The following is a 15,272-nucleotide window of genomic DNA, read 5'->3' on the forward strand; positions in this document are numbered from 1 at the left end:
TCCCGGCGGCATGACCCCGCACGGCGGTCAGCCCCCCATGGGTCCTCCGCCCGGTGGGCCTTACGGAGGCATGCCGCCCGGCGGTCCTCCGCCCGGGGGAATGCCGCCCGGTGGACCTCCGCCCGGAGGGATGCCGCCCGGTGGACCTCCCGGAGACCCCTATGGAGGGATGCCGCCCGGCGACCCCTACGGTGGCCCTCCGCCCGGAGGCCCCTACGGCCCTCCTCCTCCCGGCAAGAAGAAGACCTCGCCGTGGCTGTGGGTCGGCCTGGGCTGTGGCGGCCTCTTCGTGATCGGTGTGGTGCTGGTCGTCCTCCTCGTCTTCGTCTTCGGCAACACCGACAGGAACGAGGGCGACGGTGGCGGCGGCGATACCGGCGGCACCAGTGACGGCGGTGGGAACAGCGGGGGCGGCGGCAGCTCGGCCGCGGGCGACACCAGCACCGGCCTGGGCAACGCGGAGCGGTCCAACCCCGACCTCCCCGGTTTCAACGAGCCCGTCGAACACGAGGACATCCGTTACACCGTCACCGACATCGAGACGGGTGTCACCGACGTCGCCGGTATCACCCCGTCCGGCCAGTTCGTCGTCGTGACCCTCGAGGTGGAGTCGCTGGACTCCCTCGCCTTCTTCTTCTGGCGTGACGAGCAGCACCTGTACACCTACTCCGGTGAGGCCATCGAGGAGCACTACGAGGCCACCGGCTCCTACGACGGTGAGCCCATGAGCGTCGACCTGGAGGTGGGCGAGCCCGTCGAGGTCTCCATCGTGTTCGACGTGGACGACCCCTCGGAGATCTCCACCATGGGCCTGAGCGGCGAGACCTACGGCGGCAACGAGGTCGAGGTCGACATGACCGGCTGATCCGGTCCCGTCGTCGGGTCCGATGGGCACGGCACGGTCGAAGCGGCGGGCGCCCGGTGATCCGGACGCCCGCCGCCGTCGTATCCGGGTGAGGGACGTCCCTCTGTCTCTTCCCGAGCGGGATCCCGCACTGTGCGGTCGCACGAAAACCTCGGCCCCCGATCCCTCGAAACCTGTCCCTTCCCCCGAAGCCCGGCACCCCCTCAGGCACACGAGGCACCCTCGTGAACGCAGGCCCCATCGAGCGGCCCGTTCACTCCCCCGGGCGGGGAATGTCGAACGTTGACCCGCCCCACGGGCTTGTTTAGTGTGCGGTCCCTACCGTGCCGTCCCGATCGCACACCGACGCGATCAGGCCGTACGCGGGTGCGCGAGCGTCCCTCGCGGCCCCGCGACGTGGCGGCGCTCAACGAGGAGCGAGGGAACCATGCCGCACACCGTCCGGGCCGCACTCGTCCAGACCGAGTGGACCGGGGACACCGAATCCATGCTGGACGTCCACGAGAGATACGCGCGGGAGGCCGCCGCGCGAGGGGCCGGGATCATCGGCTTCCAAGAGGTCTTCAACGCCCCCTACTTCTGCCAGGTCCAGGACCCCGAACACCATCGTTGGGCCGAGGCGGTGCCCGACGGCCCCACCGTCACCCGCTTCCAGGCCCTGGCCCGGGAGCTGAACATGGTGATGGTGCTCCCCGTCTTCGAGATCGAACAGCCGGGCCTCCACTACAACACCGCCGCCGTCATCGACGCCGACGGCCGCTATCTCGGCAAGTACCGCAAGCACCACATCCCCCAGGTCGAGGGGTTCTGGGAGAAGTACTACTTCCGCCCCGGCAACCTCGGCTGGCCGGTGTTCGACACGGCGGTCGGCCGGATCGGCGTCTACATCTGCTACGACCGCCACTTCCCCGAGGGCTGGCGGGCGCTCGGTCTGGCCGGAGCGCAACTGGTCTACAACCCGTCGGCCACCCACCGGGGTCTGTCCTCCTACCTGTGGAGGCTCGAACAGCCCGCGGCCGCGGTCGCCAACGCCTACTACGTCGCGGCCATCAACCGGGTCGGTCGTGAGGAGTACGGCGACAACGACTTCTACGGCACCAGCTACTTCGTGGACCCGCGCGGACGCTTCGTCGGGGACGTCGCCTCCGACACCGAGGCCGAACTGGTCGTGCGTGACCTCGACCTGACCATGATCGACGAGGTCCGACGGCAGTGGGCGTTCTACCGCGACCGTCGACCCGACGCCTACGGGCCGCTGGTGGAGGGGTAGGAACATGGCACGCACCCTCATCACCGGCGGGCTGGTCGTCACCGCGGCCGAGGAACTGGAGGCCGACGTCCTCATCGAGGGCGAGAAGGTCGCCGCCCTGGCCCTCCGCGGCAGCGACACCGCGCGCACCTGGGCCGAGAGCGACGCCGAGATCATCGACGCCGCCGACCACTACGTCGTCCCGGGCGGGGTCGACGGCCACACTCACATGGAGATGCCCTTCGGCGGCACCCACTCCTCCGACACCTTCGAGACCGGGACCCGCGCCGCCGCCTGGGGCGGGACCACCACGATCGTCGACTTCGCCGTCCAGCGCCAGGGTGGATCCGTACGGGCCGGGGTGGAGGCGTGGGCGGCCAAGGCCGAGGGGAAGTGCGCGATCGACTACGCCTTCCACGCGATCCTGTCCGACGTCGACGATTCCTCCCTCAAGGAGATGGACACCCTCGTAGAGGAGGGCATCACCTCGTTCAAGCTGTTCATGGCCTATCCGGGTGTGTTCTACAGCGACGACGGTCGGATCCTGCGCGCGATGCAGCGCGGCGCCGCCAACGGCGCCCTGACCATGGTGCACGCCGAGAACGGCATCGCGATCGACGTCCTGGTCGAGCAGGCCCTGGCCGAGGGGAGGACGGATCCGCGTCACCACGGCGAGGTCCGCAAGGCCCTGTTGGAGTCGGAGGCCACCCACCGCGCCATCCAGCTCGCCCGGGTGGCGGGCGCGCCGTTGTACGTGGTGCACGTGTCGGCGGGCGAGGCGGTGGAGGAGATCGCCAGGGCCAGGGACAAGGGTCTCAACGTGTTCGGGGAGACCTGCCCGCAGTACCTGTTCCTGTCCACGGACGACCTGGCCGGGCCGGGGTTCGAGGGTGCCAAGTACGTGTGCTCGACCCCATTGCGTCCCCGGGAGCATCAGGAGCACCTGTGGAGGGCGCTGCGCACCGACGACCTCTCCGTGGTCTCCACCGACCACTGCCCGTTCTGTTTCACCGGGCAGAAGGATCTGGGGCTGGGCGACTTCTCCAGGATCCCGAACGGCATGCCGGGGGTGGAGCACCGGATGGACCTACTGCACCAGGCGGTGGTCGAAGGGCGGATCGGCCGGCGCAGGTGGATCGAACTGGCCTGCGCCACGCCCGCCCGCATGTTCGGGATGTATCCGCGGAAGGGGACCGTGGCTCCGGGGGCCGACGCCGACCTGGTCGTCTACGATCCGCGGGCCGAACAGACCATCTCCGCCCGGACCCACCACATGAACGTGGACTACTCCGCCTACGAGGGCCGCGACGTCACCGGCCGGGCCCGGACCGTGCTCTCCCGGGGCCGCGTGATCGTGGACCGGGGTACCTACCTGGGCCGCCCGGGCCACGGTTCCTACGTGCGCAGGGACACCTGCGGCCATCTGATCTAGAGGAGGACACATGGACATCGGACTGGTCCTCCAGACCGACCCGCCCGCGGACCTGTTGGTGGAGAGGATGGTGCGCGCCGAGGGCCACGGGTTCACGCACGGCTGGACCTTCGACTCCGTGGTGCTGTGGCAGGAGCCCTTCGTCGTCTACGGCCGGATCCTGGAGCGGACCCGGAACCTGGTCGTGGGCCCCATGGTGACCAACCCGTCGACCCGGGCCTGGGAGGTGACGGCGTCGCTGTTCGCCACTCTCAACGACATGTACGGGAACCGGACGATCTGCGGGATCGGCCGGGGCGACTCGGCGATGCGGGTGGCCGGACGTTCGCCCGCCACCCTGGCCCGACTGTCCGAGGCGATGACGGCGATCAAGGATCTCGCCGAGGGGCGGGAGGCCGTCGTCGACGGTTCGCCGATGCGCATCCCCTGGGTGCGCGACGGCTCCCTGCCGGTGTGGACGGGGGCCTACGGGCCCAAGGCCCTGGCGTTGACCGGGCGTCGGGCGGACGGGTTCATCCTCCAGCTCGCCGACCCGTATCTGACCGAGTGGATGGTCGCGGCCGTACGGTCGGCCGCGGTCGAGGCCGGGCGCGATCCGAACGAGGTGCGGATATGCGTGGCGGCGCCCGCCTACGTCACGGACGGTTCCGCCGAACAGCGCGCCCATGCACGGGACCAGTGCCGCTGGTTCGGCGGCATGGTCGGCAACCACGTCGCCGACCTGGTCTCCCGCTATGGGGACCACTCGGGCGCCGTGCCTCCGGAGCTGACCGATTACATCAAGGCCCGAGAGGGCTACGACTACAGCCACCACGGCCGGGTCGACAACCCCGACACGGCCTTCGTCCCCGACGCCATCGTGGACCGGTTCTGCCTGATCGGGACCGTGGAGGAGCATCGGGAGAAACTGGCGCGGCTGCGCGAGGCGGGCGTGGACCAGTTCGCGATCTACGCGATGCACGACGACATCGACGGGGTGATCGACGCCTACGGTCGGGAGATCGTTCCGACCCTGTCCTGAGGGTCGCGATCCCACCGAGCGGGGCGCGCGTCCCGCCGCCCACCTGCTCGAACACCGCGGTCGACGTGCCGCGTCGAGGGCCGGCCTCCGCCCGGATCGGGGGCCGGCCCTCGGCGTGCCGCCTCCCACCGTCGTCCGCACCCCGGTGACGTGCGAAGATATCCGATGGCCTGCACCTTTCGACGGATATGTCGAGCTTGTGAACAGGCCGTTCCGGCACGGGCCCGACACCGCACCCGTGCCCTCTCCGACGTCACCACCGAAACACAGGTAACCCGTGTCCGAAGCACCACCCGCGCCCACGCCGACGGCGGCCCGGCAGATCATCCACCCCGACGGTCGGGTCTCGCTCCCCGAGGGCGCTCCGCTGCCCGCGGGTCCCTATGTCAACGACGACCTCCAGCCGGTCCCGATATCCAAGCGCACCTGGGGCGTGGGCAGCTTCACCGCCCTGTGGGTGAGCATGTCCGTCCAGATCCCCGCCTGGACCCTGGCCAGCGGCCTCATCGCGGTCGGCATGGACTGGCGCCAGGCGATCCTGACCATCGCCCTGGGCAACCTGATCGTGCTGGTGCCCATGGTCCTGACCGGCCACGCCGGAGCCAGGTACGGGATCCCCTTCCCCGTGTTCGCGCGCGCCTCCTTCGGTCTGCGCGGGGCCAACCTGCCCGCCCTCATCCGCGGGGCCGTCGCCTGCGGCTGGTACGGCATCCAGACCTGGGTCGGCGGACAGGGCGTCCACATCCTCGCCGGACGCATGCTCGGCGAGCGGTGGAGCGACGCGACGGTGGTCGGTGGACAGCCGTGGACGATGTGGCTCTCCTTCGGTCTCTTCTGGGTGATCCAGCTGGCGATTATCCTGTGGGGCATGGAGGGCGTGCGCCGGGTCCAGGTGTGGGCCGCGCCCCTGATGCTGGTGGGCGGCGTCGCGCTCCTGGTGTGGATGGTCCGTGAGGCCGGTGGCCTCGGCCCGCTGCTGGCGGTCAACTCCGACCTCGGCTGGGGCGCGGACTTCTGGAAGCTCTTCTTCCCCTCGCTGATGGCGATCATCGGCTTCTGGTCGACGCTGAGCCTCAACATCAGCGACTTCACCCGCTTCTCCTCCTCCCAGAGGGCCCAGGTGGTGGGCCAGTCGTTGGGTCTGCCGACGACCATGGCGGCCTTCGCCCTGCTCGCGGTCATGGTCACCGCGGGGACCCAGGCCGTCTACGGGGCCCCGCTGTGGGATCCGGTGGAGATCGTCGCCCAGATGTCCAGCGGTCTCGCCCTGCTGTTCGCCATCTTCATCCTGCTGCTGGCCACCGTGTCGACCAACATCGCCGCCAACCTGGTGGGGCCGGCCTACGACCTGGCCAACCTGCGACCGAAGCTGATCGGCTTCCGGACCGGCGCGGTGATCACCTGCGTGATCAGCGTCGGGATCTTCCCCTGGCGGCTGATCGCCGACCCGAACATGTACATCTTCACCTGGCTGGGCACCGTCGGCGGCCTGCTCGGCACCGTGGGAGGCATCCTGATCGCGGACTACTGGCTGCTGCGCCGCGCCCGCATGGACCTGCCCTCGCTCTACAGCCGTGACGGCCGCTACTGGTACACCGGCGGCTGGAACTGGCGGGCGCTGGTCGCGTTCGTGGTCGGCACCGTCCTGGCCGTGGGAGGGTCGAACTCCCCCGAGGGCCAGGGCCCCTTCCCCACCGACGGCATCATCCCGTTCCTGGCGCCCCTGGCCGACTACGGCTGGCTGGTGGGCCTGTTCAGCGCCCTCCTCCTGCACTGGGCCCTGGGCCGCTTCCTCCCGGACCCCCGTCAACGCGCGGCCGAGGAGGACTCACCGACCGCGGCCTGACCGGACACGAGAACGAGGGGGTGTGGGACGCCCGAACGGCGCCCCACACCCCCTTCACTTACCGCAGGTCGGCCGACGTACGCTCACTCCGATTCCGGTCCCCCGTTCTCCAGGGACGGGCCCACGAAGGACATCGCCGTCATCATGCGGTAGTCCTCGATCTCCTTCGAGTGCCGGCGCACGATCTCACAGATCCGCTCCCTCACCTCGGGTGAGGGACGGAGGGCGAACGGCTCCCCCTCGGGCTCCCTATCCACGATCACGGCCCGGACGGCACCGGCCCCCAGCCCGAGGCGGTCCAAGGCCTCTCTGCGCACGTCCTCCAACCGTCGCCGTCGGTCCTCGGAGACCAGGCCGACGGCCAGGACCGTCTGCGCCCCGGTCGTCTGTCGGTTCAGGCCGCCTCCGGCGTACAGGGCGTACGCCTCCATGCGCACCACCTCTCCGTACGCCTCGTGCAGACTCTCGTAGATCTCGTCGGCGGCCTCGGGTTCGCGCGCGAGCTCGGTGAGGACGTCCAGCGTCTCCTCCGGTTCCGTCAGTCCGAACAGCTCCATCCGGTCCGCCAACGCCTGGAGCGGGAGTTCGTGGATCCACCCCTCGCCGTCCGGCCCGGGCTCACTCCAGAGTGAGAAGCAAGGCCCCACACCCGCCAGGTTCGTGAACTCCACCTCGGTGTACTCGATCGGTTCCATGTCCACGCCCCTCACACTCCGCTCACGTCGTCTTCGACCCACACCGACAGGTATTGCAACCGTTGTGGGGTCGTCTCACCGTGCAGATTTCGGCTTCTCGCGTAGACGGTGCCCCGCCACTGGGAGAGCACGGTCGCGGCGACGTCGTTCATGATCTGGTTGACCCCGTGACCGGTCAGCATCATCAACCGGCCCCCGTTGTGCGCGGCCTGCCCATAGGTCAGGGTCCACTGCGACCCCAGGACGGTACGCATACTGGTGAGCCCATAGACGAACATGTCCCGGGAGTGCTGCCCCCGGCTCAGACGCCCACGGAGCACCAGACTCCACTGTTCGAAGGTCATTCCGATGCCGGTGTAATTCCCGTGCACGTAGCGCAGCGATCCACCCTCATTCGCGGAGCGGAGGACCAGGTCGCTACGGCCCGACTGGTTGGTGACCTGCTCTCGTCCGGTGATCACGAACGCTCCGGCCGCATACCCCTCGGAATTCACCCCCAGCGCCTGAATTCTCGGCTGAAGATCGAAGGCGGAGTTCCCGGTGTGGAACCGGACCGCCGGGCGGCCGTTGTGCAGCCCTCGCTCCATGACGATGTGGTTCTCGTTATCGGCACCGGCCTGGACCCGACCGTTGAAGTAGGCGTTGCCCGAAGCCGACGACATGTCGACCACCGTGGTCCCGTCGGTCGCCAGCAACCTGATCCCGTTCCGGTCGGCCACCCAGCGGCGGCCCGAGGCGGCGCTGCGGACCGTCGCCCCGGTGATGGTCTGACCGTCGATGGCGCCGGCCGCGACGGTGCCCGCCGTCACCGCTCCGGCGGCGATGTGGCCCGCCTCCACCGCGCCCACGTCGATCTTGTCGGCGGTGATGGAGTTGGCCGCGATGTGCCCCGCCTTGACGGTCTCGGGGTACAGGTCGGTGTCGACCAGGGGCGTGGTGGCGATCCGGGCCTCCTCACCCGGCTCCGAACGGTTGCCCGAGCGGTCGACCGTGGTCAGCCGGAAGTAGCGGGGCTCGTGGTAGGGCTGACCGGGAACCACGAGCTCGGCCGGACCGGACTCCAGCGACCCGATCGGGCGCCAGTCGCCCCCTTCGGGGCCGTGGACCCGACCGATACGGATACCGTCCCCGTCGACACTGATCCCCATATGGGTGGCGATATGAGGGCCCGACGGATTGAGGTTCCCGTCCGCGGCGAGCACCCCGTCCACCCAGATCCGGCGCCGCCAGCCCTCGACCCGGATCCGGAGGATATGAGCACCGGAGCCGACCTCGGGAATGTATTCACTGCTGTAACCGCGGTTCAGTTCCCTGTTGAACCGCACCCATAGACGGACCGATCTCTCCGGCCCCTCCTCCGGGGCGATGACCTCCACCGTGTACTCCTGGTCCAGAACGCCCAGGTCCCGGAGGATCAGAGCGTAGGCGTCGGAGGGGGAGCCCAGCGTCCCGTCCCGTACCCACATCTCGCCGTGGACGACCTCCCATGGGTCGGTCGGGGGGCCGTCCACCTCCCATTCCTCGCTCCAGGTGTGCCCGTCGCGCATCTCGACCTCGGTGTGCAGGAAGTCGGGCGGCATCACCTCACCGCCCGCCCCTCGTCCATCCCAGCCGACGTTGATCACGCCCAGTCGTGTGGACAGTTCCGGAGCCGGGGGCACGGGCGGCGGTTCGGCGTCGGAGGCGACGGTCAGCGACACGACACCGCCGAAGGCGCCGGCGAGGTTGTTGTGCTCGCCGACGGCGCGCACCTTGAAGGCGAGATCGGCACCGACCTCCAACCCGGAGAGGTGCACCGTCGTGTCGGGATGGTCGATCGAGACGACCCGGCTCCACACCGCGCCGACCGTGTTCGGCCGGCTGTAGACCTGGTAGAAGCCCACGTCCATCGCGGTACCGTTGCTCGCCGAATCCACCGGGGCCCATTGGAGGCTCACCTGGCCGCGTGCCGCGCCGTCGGAGTCGAGATAGGCGTTGGTCTGGGCGACGAGCCCCTGCGGGGCCGCCGGACGGCGACGATCGTTGCCTTCGGGGGCGGGGACGGAACCCGAACCGCCGTTGGCGACGCTGCCGCCGGTCAGGGCGGCGGTGCGGCGGGCGCGGCGGATCTCCGCTTCGAGGAAGCGGTCGTTGAGGACGACGTTGCCGCCGAGCGTGCCCTCCTGGTCCCTGGACAGGGTGATCTGACGCAGCCGCAGCGGCTCCATCGTCCCGTCCCCACCGGGGGCGAGGACCAGGTCGCCGGGGGCGTAGTCCCGCCAGGGCAGCCATCGGGCTCCGAGGAACACCAGACCCCGGGTGACCTGGACCCTCTCCCTCGCGCCTCGTTCCAGGGCGGCTCCGGCCAAGAGCCGCGCGGTGCCCTCATCGGTCACGCCGCCCTGGGTGAGGTACTCCTCCCACCGGCCCCACGGGGTCTCGGCGTCGGGGTTGGCCAGCTCCAGCCGGAACCCCTCGTCCCCCTCCAAGAGGAGGTGGGAGACGACGTCCTCCAGGCTCCCGTCCTCGGGAGCGTCGGTGATGTCCCGCCCCAGCCTCAGGTCGACGGGTGCCTCACCGGAGGCCCGGTCGGTCGCCATGACCGTCTCCGGACCGAACAGGCGCAGGGTGCGCCCCTCGAACCTCCAGTCGCACACCCCTTGTTCGGCCAGACCGTTGAGGACGGTCAGCAGGTCGGTGCCCAGGTCGTACTCCAGGGTGAGCAGGGTCCCCCAAGGGCGGCCCGCCGAGTCCCTCGCCGTGTCGAAGTCGACCTCCAGACCGGGCAGGGCCCCTCGACCGGCGCCCTCGTTGGTCCAGGTACGCACGATCGTGCCCACCGTCGCGGCGGCGAAGGTGCGCTTGCCGTCGGTGGCCGAGCCCCCGGCGGTCGGGTAGAGCCGGAGCTTGCGCAGCTGCCAGCCGTAACCGGGCAGGTCGTAGGAGCGTTTCGCGGTCCGGTCGGTGAGGTTCCCGGAGCGTTTGATCCTCAGGAAGCGGGAGTCGGGACCCTCGTGCCACTCCCCCGTGGCGGGGTCGTACATCTGGACGGCGATCTCGCAGGGGGATTCGAGGAACTCCGCGCCCGGGGCATGGGCCGTGTAGTCGATCCGCAACGAGGGCAGGTCGTTGTACGGCTGGCCGAGCTCGATGCCGAGCGGGTGGGGCAGCGGGCCCAGCCGGGGCCCGTTGGGTTCGTAGGCGATGAGCCTGATGTCGAACTCGCTCACAGGAAGGCCCTCCTCGCGTGGATGTCGATACGGGAGCCGTCACCGGAGTCGGCCGCCTCCAGACGCACACGAGGCACACGTCGGTACGGGTCGTCGGCGACCCTCTCCGGGGTCAGGTGCAACCAGCGGGAGGCGGAACCGGGGCCGAAGGCGGTGACCGAGCCGGTGACGTCCCGCCCTTCGGGGAGCACGCGCGCGGTCATCCGTTCGCAATCCACCTCCAGCGACTGGTTCGCGGTCAAGGTGCCGTCCCAGCGGAACCCGCCGCCGGTGGCCACGTCCGTGACCTCCGGGCGGGCCAGCGGCCCGGACAGGACCAGACGGGCGTCGACGATCGGGGCGGTGGATCCGCTCAGGGCGTCGACCGCCACCCCCTCCGGAGGGGACTCGGTTCCCATGGGGGCCTCCCAGGAGGAGGCGTCCGGGTCACGCCAATAGACGCCGGGGACACGGAACAGAACGGTGAGCAGCGCGGTGGCCGAGGCGACGTTCACCTCGGGTTCCGCCGCGGTGACCACTTCGGCGTCGGCCTGACGCACGGTGTCGGCGTCGACGTGGAAGCGCAGGTCCAGCATCCGGTGACGGGCACCGAACAGCGAGGTGAGCGCGGCCAGGTTCTCCTCCAGGCCGGCGAAGCCGCCGGGGGATCCGTCCGGGGTCCGGGGCCCCACCCACAGGGTCATGCCGAGGGTGGTGGCCTCCAGGTCCAGGCCGGTCACCGGCAGGTCGCCGGCCCTCCCGGGGACCTGGACCTCGGCGGTGCGGACCGCGGGCAGGGGGCGTAGGGCGGTTCCGGGTGCCAGACGCCATCCGGGGGCGTCGAGGGGCACGCCGTCCACCGTGTAGGTGGGGTACGGCATCGTTGATCAGCTCCGTTCGTGTGGGTGTTCCGGGATGCTCGTGGGGCCGGCCGCCCGGTGGTCCCGGGCGGCCGGCGTCGCGTGGCCGAGGACGGCGGGTCAGACCAGCCCGACGGCCGCCGCGTACTGGAGGGAGCGGTTGACCGTCGCGCTGGTCGGTTCGGCCTGGGGATAGTGGTTGACCACCTGGATTCGGGGGCCGCCCTCTCGGGAGGCGACCTGGGAGGCGTGGCGCCTGACCTCCAGGGAGGGAGGGACGAGTCGGGTGGAGATCTCGCCGGTCACGTCCCCCAGTTGCCCTCGCAGGTCGGGGATCCTGTCGTCGATACCGCCCATGAGGCCGTCCATGATCATGCGGCCGGCCGGGGTGAGCAGCCTGCGGTCGACCCGGCGCGGGCCCTTCCAGTCCGGGATCATGTTCGTGACGCTGGAGAACTGATTCTTGAGCGAGCCGATCATGTTCTTCACGCCGTCGATCAGACCGGTGATGATGTTCCGGCCGGCCTGCAACAGGATGGTCTTGGCGTTGGAGAACGCCTCCCTGACCTTGGTCGGGATGCCCCTGATGGTGGTCATCAGCCCGTCGATCCGTTCCCGCACCCGGTCGCGCATGGTGGAGAAGGCCTCGACGGCCCGGTCCCGGGCCCCGGTGAAGGTGCTCACGACACGCTCGCGGATCGCCTCCACGATCTGCACGAGACGGTCGCGCAGGCCGGTGACGACCTCGGCCACCCGCTCGCGGATCGCGGTGAAGATCTCGACCGCCCGATCGCGCAGGCCGGTGACGATCTCCACGATCCGTTCCCGGATCGCCGTGAAGATCTCCTGGGCCCGGTCACGGACCGCGGTGAAGATCTCCACCACCCGGTCCCGGAACCCCGTCACCCGTTCCACGACCCACTGGACCGCCGCGCCCACCAGGGCGAGGATGGTGTCCCACGCCGCGGAGATCAGGTCGGTGATCCAGGTCCAGGCGGCGGACACCGCCTCGGTGATCGAGGTCCAGATCCCGGACAGGAACTCGGCGATCGTCTGCGCCACCGAGGTGATCTTCTCGACGATGCCGTCCCAGACCTCGCCGGTCTTCTGCACCAGCCAGTCCCAGGCCTCTCCGATGAACGCCTTGATCTCGTCCCAGTAGGTGAAGAGGATGACGAACGGATGGTGGGCGATGATCGCCTTGATCCATTCCCAGGCGGTCTCGATCAGACCCACGAGACCGTCCCAGAACTCCTGGGCCTTCTCCTTCAGCGCCTCCCACATCCCGGGGAGGGTCTCGGTGAAGAACGACATGACGTCCTCGGCGATCTCCTTGACGAAGGAGAACACCGCGTCCACGATCTCCCGGAACGTCTCGGAGTTGTTGTAGGCGTAGATCAACCCGGCCGCCAGGGCCGCCAACGCCGTGACGATCAGCCCCAGCGGGTTGGCGCGCATCACCGTGTTCAACACCCGTTGAGCGGCGGCCAGGCCCTTCTTGCCCACCTCGGCGACCTTGCTCGCCGCACCGGCCAGGGTGAGGTTGCGGGAGAAACCCGAAGCACTGGTTCCCGCGGACCGGAAGCCGGACGCCAGATCGCGCAGAGCGTCCGTCCCCGCCGAGAAACCCTTGGACACCACCGGACCGGCCGAGTCCACCAGTTTCCCCGCGAGGGCCCGACCGATCTGCTCACCCGCGTCGGGGAGCGTGGCCGAGAGAGTGTCGGCGACCTGGGAACCGAACCGCTGCACCGCGGGCGGCATGTTCGACAGGCCGGAGTCGATCATCTCCCCGGCGCGTGAGGCCAGGAGTTCACCGCCCTGTCGACCGGCGTCGGCGGCCCCTTCGGTGATCTTGTCGGTCAACATCCTCCCGGCCCGCGCGCCGAGGTCGTCGACGATGTCGGGCAGGGCGTCCAGTCCGTCACCGATCAGGCTCATGGCCGTGTCACCGAGCTTTCCGCCCAGCTCACGGCCGCTGCTCAGCCCGATCGAGGGCATCTTGCCCTGGAACAGATCACCGGCGGCCGAGGCCAGTCCGTCGACGATGTCGGGAACACGCCCCACACCGTCCTCGATCAAAGAGACCGCCCCATCGGCCACCTTCGAACCGAGTCTGCGCCCGGCCTCCTCTCCGTAACCGGGCAGGGTCTCGCTCAAGAACGACCCCGCCCGCTGCCCGAGCTGTTGGACCGCCGGGGGCATCCCCGACAGCCCCTCCTCGATCAGTTGGTTGGCGCCATCGGCCAACCGGGTACCCAACTCACGTCCCGCGTCGGCACCCGCCTGCGGCAGCCTCTCCTTGATCTGCTCCCCGGCACGATCACCCAAAGCCCCGACCACACCGGGCAGATGCTCCAGACCGGTATCGATCAGGTCCGACGCCGCACCGGTCAAACGCTCACCCACGTCACGCCCCGCGGCCGCGGCCGCGTTCGGAAGCGTGGTGGTGAGGAGGTTCCCCGCCTGGTCCGCCGCGGCCGCGGCCGCGTTCGGAAGCGTGGACGTGAGGAACGCCCCCGCCTGATCGGCGGCGCTGTTCGCGAGGTCGGGCAGTTCGTCGAAGACGCTCCGCATCCGTGGGGAGACCCCGTTGACGAGGGTCGATCCGAACTCCTGGCCGATGGCCTCACCGGCCCCCACGATCGAGGAACTCAGACTCGATCCGACCTGGTCGCCGAACCGCTGTACGGCCGGTGGCGCTCCGGACAGGGCCGAGGAGATCTTCCCCGAGACGGCGTCCGCGAATCGGGTGCTCACCTCGTTCCCCGCCTGACGGCCGACGGCCGGCAGGGTCGCCAGGTCCTTCTCCACTTCCTTCCTGATCTGGTCCCCGATGCTCTGTAGCTCGGAACCCAGGTCGACACGCACGGTGATGGCACCGGACATGGTTCACCTCTTCTTCTCTGTAGACACGGGTGGGGCCCTGTGACCGGGAAGAAGACGGAAACGACGCGGGTCCTCGACACGCCGGCCCGAGGGCCGGGGCGGTCACCGGGCCCTGAGGCGTCCATGAGCGGACACGATGGCGTCGAACCGGGGGAACAGGGCCCCGGAAACACGAAGACCCGGCTCTCGGCCGGGTCGAACACACCTGTGGCGGTGTCGATGACCACGTCATCGGACGCGGTACCGCCGCAGGACCCTTCCTCTTCGGACCTCCTCGTACACCTCGTCCGGGGATCGTCCCGGGGGACGGACGAAGGGGGTGCGGGGCGCTCCACGGCGCTCCGCACCCCCTTCACGTGACGTCAGTCGGCCAACTCCGCACGTCTGAGTTCGGCCCTGCGTACGGCCTCGGCGAGCCTGGTCTTCTTCTCCTCCTCGGCCCGTCGTACACGGGGGTCGGCCGGATGCGGCTGTCCCGTGGTCGCGTGCACCATGTCGGCCATCAGATAGTGGGAGAGCGTCCAGCCCTCCCCGCCCAGAGCCACCGCGACCGCCGAGTCGGCGGGCAGGTGGCGGATCAGGACCGCCAGACGCCGCAGGCTGAGCCGCCCCCGCCACAGGTCGGCCAACTCCAGCCGGTAGTAACGGGCGAGATCGGCCTCCACCGCACCGGAATGTTCCCGGAGAAGGCGGAGGAGGCGTCCTATTCCCCCGGGGACTCGAACCCGTAGACGCCGGCGATCTGCTCGGCCAGGGTGTTCAGGTCGCCCAGGGTGGCGCCCTCCTCCTTCAGACGGGCCCACTGCTCAGGGCCCAGCAGGCTGCGCAGGGCGGCGACGATGCGCCCCTCCTCGAAACCCTCCAGGGCACCGAGGGGCCAGGCGTCGGAGGAGGCGGGGACGGAGTAGTCGGCCCCCCGTAGGGAGAGGGTCTTGGCCTCCCCGGTGTCCGTGGCCTCGTCCCGTACGGCGGTCATGGCGTTGTTCTCGGTCATGTCGCGGTTCCTCGCTTCGTATGTCGATCGTTCTTCGTGCGCGGTCCGTTCCTCGGGGGGGGGAGGTCGGGCCGGAGGAACCGCGCGAACCCCGGCCCGACCTGTCATCGGGAACGTCGACGCCGAGGAGGCGTCGACGTTCGGTCACTCACCGTCGCCGGAACGGGCGCGTCCCTTGTAGGTGTAGAACAGGGTCGGCTCATCACCCTCGGTCGGATAGATCGCCACCGTGA

The 15,272-nt window shown here is 69.8% G+C and carries 11 protein-coding genes; 5 read left to right on the plus strand and 6 right to left on the minus strand.

What is annotated here, in order from left to right:
- The first annotated feature begins 169 nt into the window (after window positions 1–169).
- The 5 genes from D451_RS27700 to D451_RS0123685 all read left to right on the plus strand — a co-directional run bounded on the left by D451_RS27700 (window position 170) and on the right by D451_RS0123685 (window position 6,413).
- Window positions 170–865, plus strand: a complete 696-nt coding sequence (locus D451_RS27700) for a DUF4352 domain-containing protein (protein ID WP_017536233.1) — start codon at window positions 170–172, stop codon at window positions 863–865.
- A 427-nt stretch (window positions 866–1,292) separates the two neighbouring features.
- The gene (locus D451_RS0123670; RefSeq protein ID WP_017536234.1) at window positions 1,293–2,135 is read left to right on the plus strand and encodes a nitrilase-related carbon-nitrogen hydrolase; all 843 of its coding nucleotides are present in this window, start codon (window positions 1,293–1,295) and stop codon (window positions 2,133–2,135) included.
- A gap of 4 nt (window positions 2,136–2,139) precedes the next feature.
- A complete protein-coding gene (gene hydA, locus D451_RS0123675; protein WP_017536235.1) occupies window positions 2,140–3,546 on the plus strand; it encodes a dihydropyrimidinase in 1,407 nt (468 codons plus the stop codon).
- Between the two features lie 10 nt (window positions 3,547–3,556).
- Window positions 3,557–4,567: a TIGR03842 family LLM class F420-dependent oxidoreductase gene (locus tag D451_RS0123680; RefSeq protein ID WP_017536236.1), complete on the plus strand. Its 1,011-nt coding sequence runs from the start codon at window positions 3,557–3,559 to the stop codon at window positions 4,565–4,567.
- A gap of 277 nt (window positions 4,568–4,844) precedes the next feature.
- A complete protein-coding gene (locus D451_RS0123685; protein ID WP_017536237.1) occupies window positions 4,845–6,413 on the plus strand; it encodes an NCS1 family nucleobase:cation symporter-1 in 1,569 nt (522 codons plus the stop codon).
- Window positions 6,414–6,496: 83 nt separating this feature from the next.
- On the opposite strand, the gene D451_RS0123690 is transcribed toward D451_RS0123685, so the two are convergent.
- From D451_RS0123690 to D451_RS26835, 6 genes are all read right to left on the minus strand, one after another.
- The gene (locus D451_RS0123690) at window positions 6,497–7,108 is read right to left on the minus strand and encodes a hypothetical protein (protein WP_036568618.1); all 612 of its coding nucleotides are present in this window, start codon (window positions 7,106–7,108) and stop codon (window positions 6,497–6,499) included.
- Window positions 7,109–7,119: 11 nt separating this feature from the next.
- Window positions 7,120–10,317, minus strand: a complete 3,198-nt coding sequence (locus D451_RS0123695) for a hypothetical protein (protein ID WP_017536239.1) — start codon at window positions 10,315–10,317, stop codon at window positions 7,120–7,122.
- On the minus strand, window positions 10,314–11,177 hold the full coding sequence (locus tag D451_RS0123700; RefSeq protein WP_017536240.1) for a hypothetical protein: 864 nt from the start codon (window positions 11,175–11,177) through the stop codon (window positions 10,314–10,316). The genes D451_RS0123695 and D451_RS0123700 overlap by 4 nt, the downstream gene beginning before the upstream one ends.
- A gap of 99 nt (window positions 11,178–11,276) precedes the next feature.
- A complete protein-coding gene (locus tag D451_RS0123705; protein WP_017536241.1) occupies window positions 11,277–14,045 on the minus strand; it encodes a phage tail protein in 2,769 nt (922 codons plus the stop codon).
- Window positions 14,046–14,407: 362 nt separating this feature from the next.
- On the minus strand, window positions 14,408–14,710 hold the full coding sequence (locus D451_RS0123710; protein WP_017536242.1) for a hypothetical protein: 303 nt from the start codon (window positions 14,708–14,710) through the stop codon (window positions 14,408–14,410).
- Window positions 14,711–14,748: 38 nt separating this feature from the next.
- On the minus strand, window positions 14,749–15,039 hold the full coding sequence (locus D451_RS26835) for a Rossmann-fold NAD(P)-binding domain-containing protein (RefSeq protein WP_017536243.1): 291 nt from the start codon (window positions 15,037–15,039) through the stop codon (window positions 14,749–14,751).
- Window positions 15,040–15,272 lie beyond the last annotated feature (233 nt).

Origin of the sequence: Nocardiopsis alba DSM 43377 (assembly GCF_000341225.1) — a bacterium.
In the GTDB taxonomy this organism is placed as follows: Bacteria; Actinomycetota; Actinomycetes; order Streptosporangiales; family Streptosporangiaceae; genus Nocardiopsis; species Nocardiopsis alba.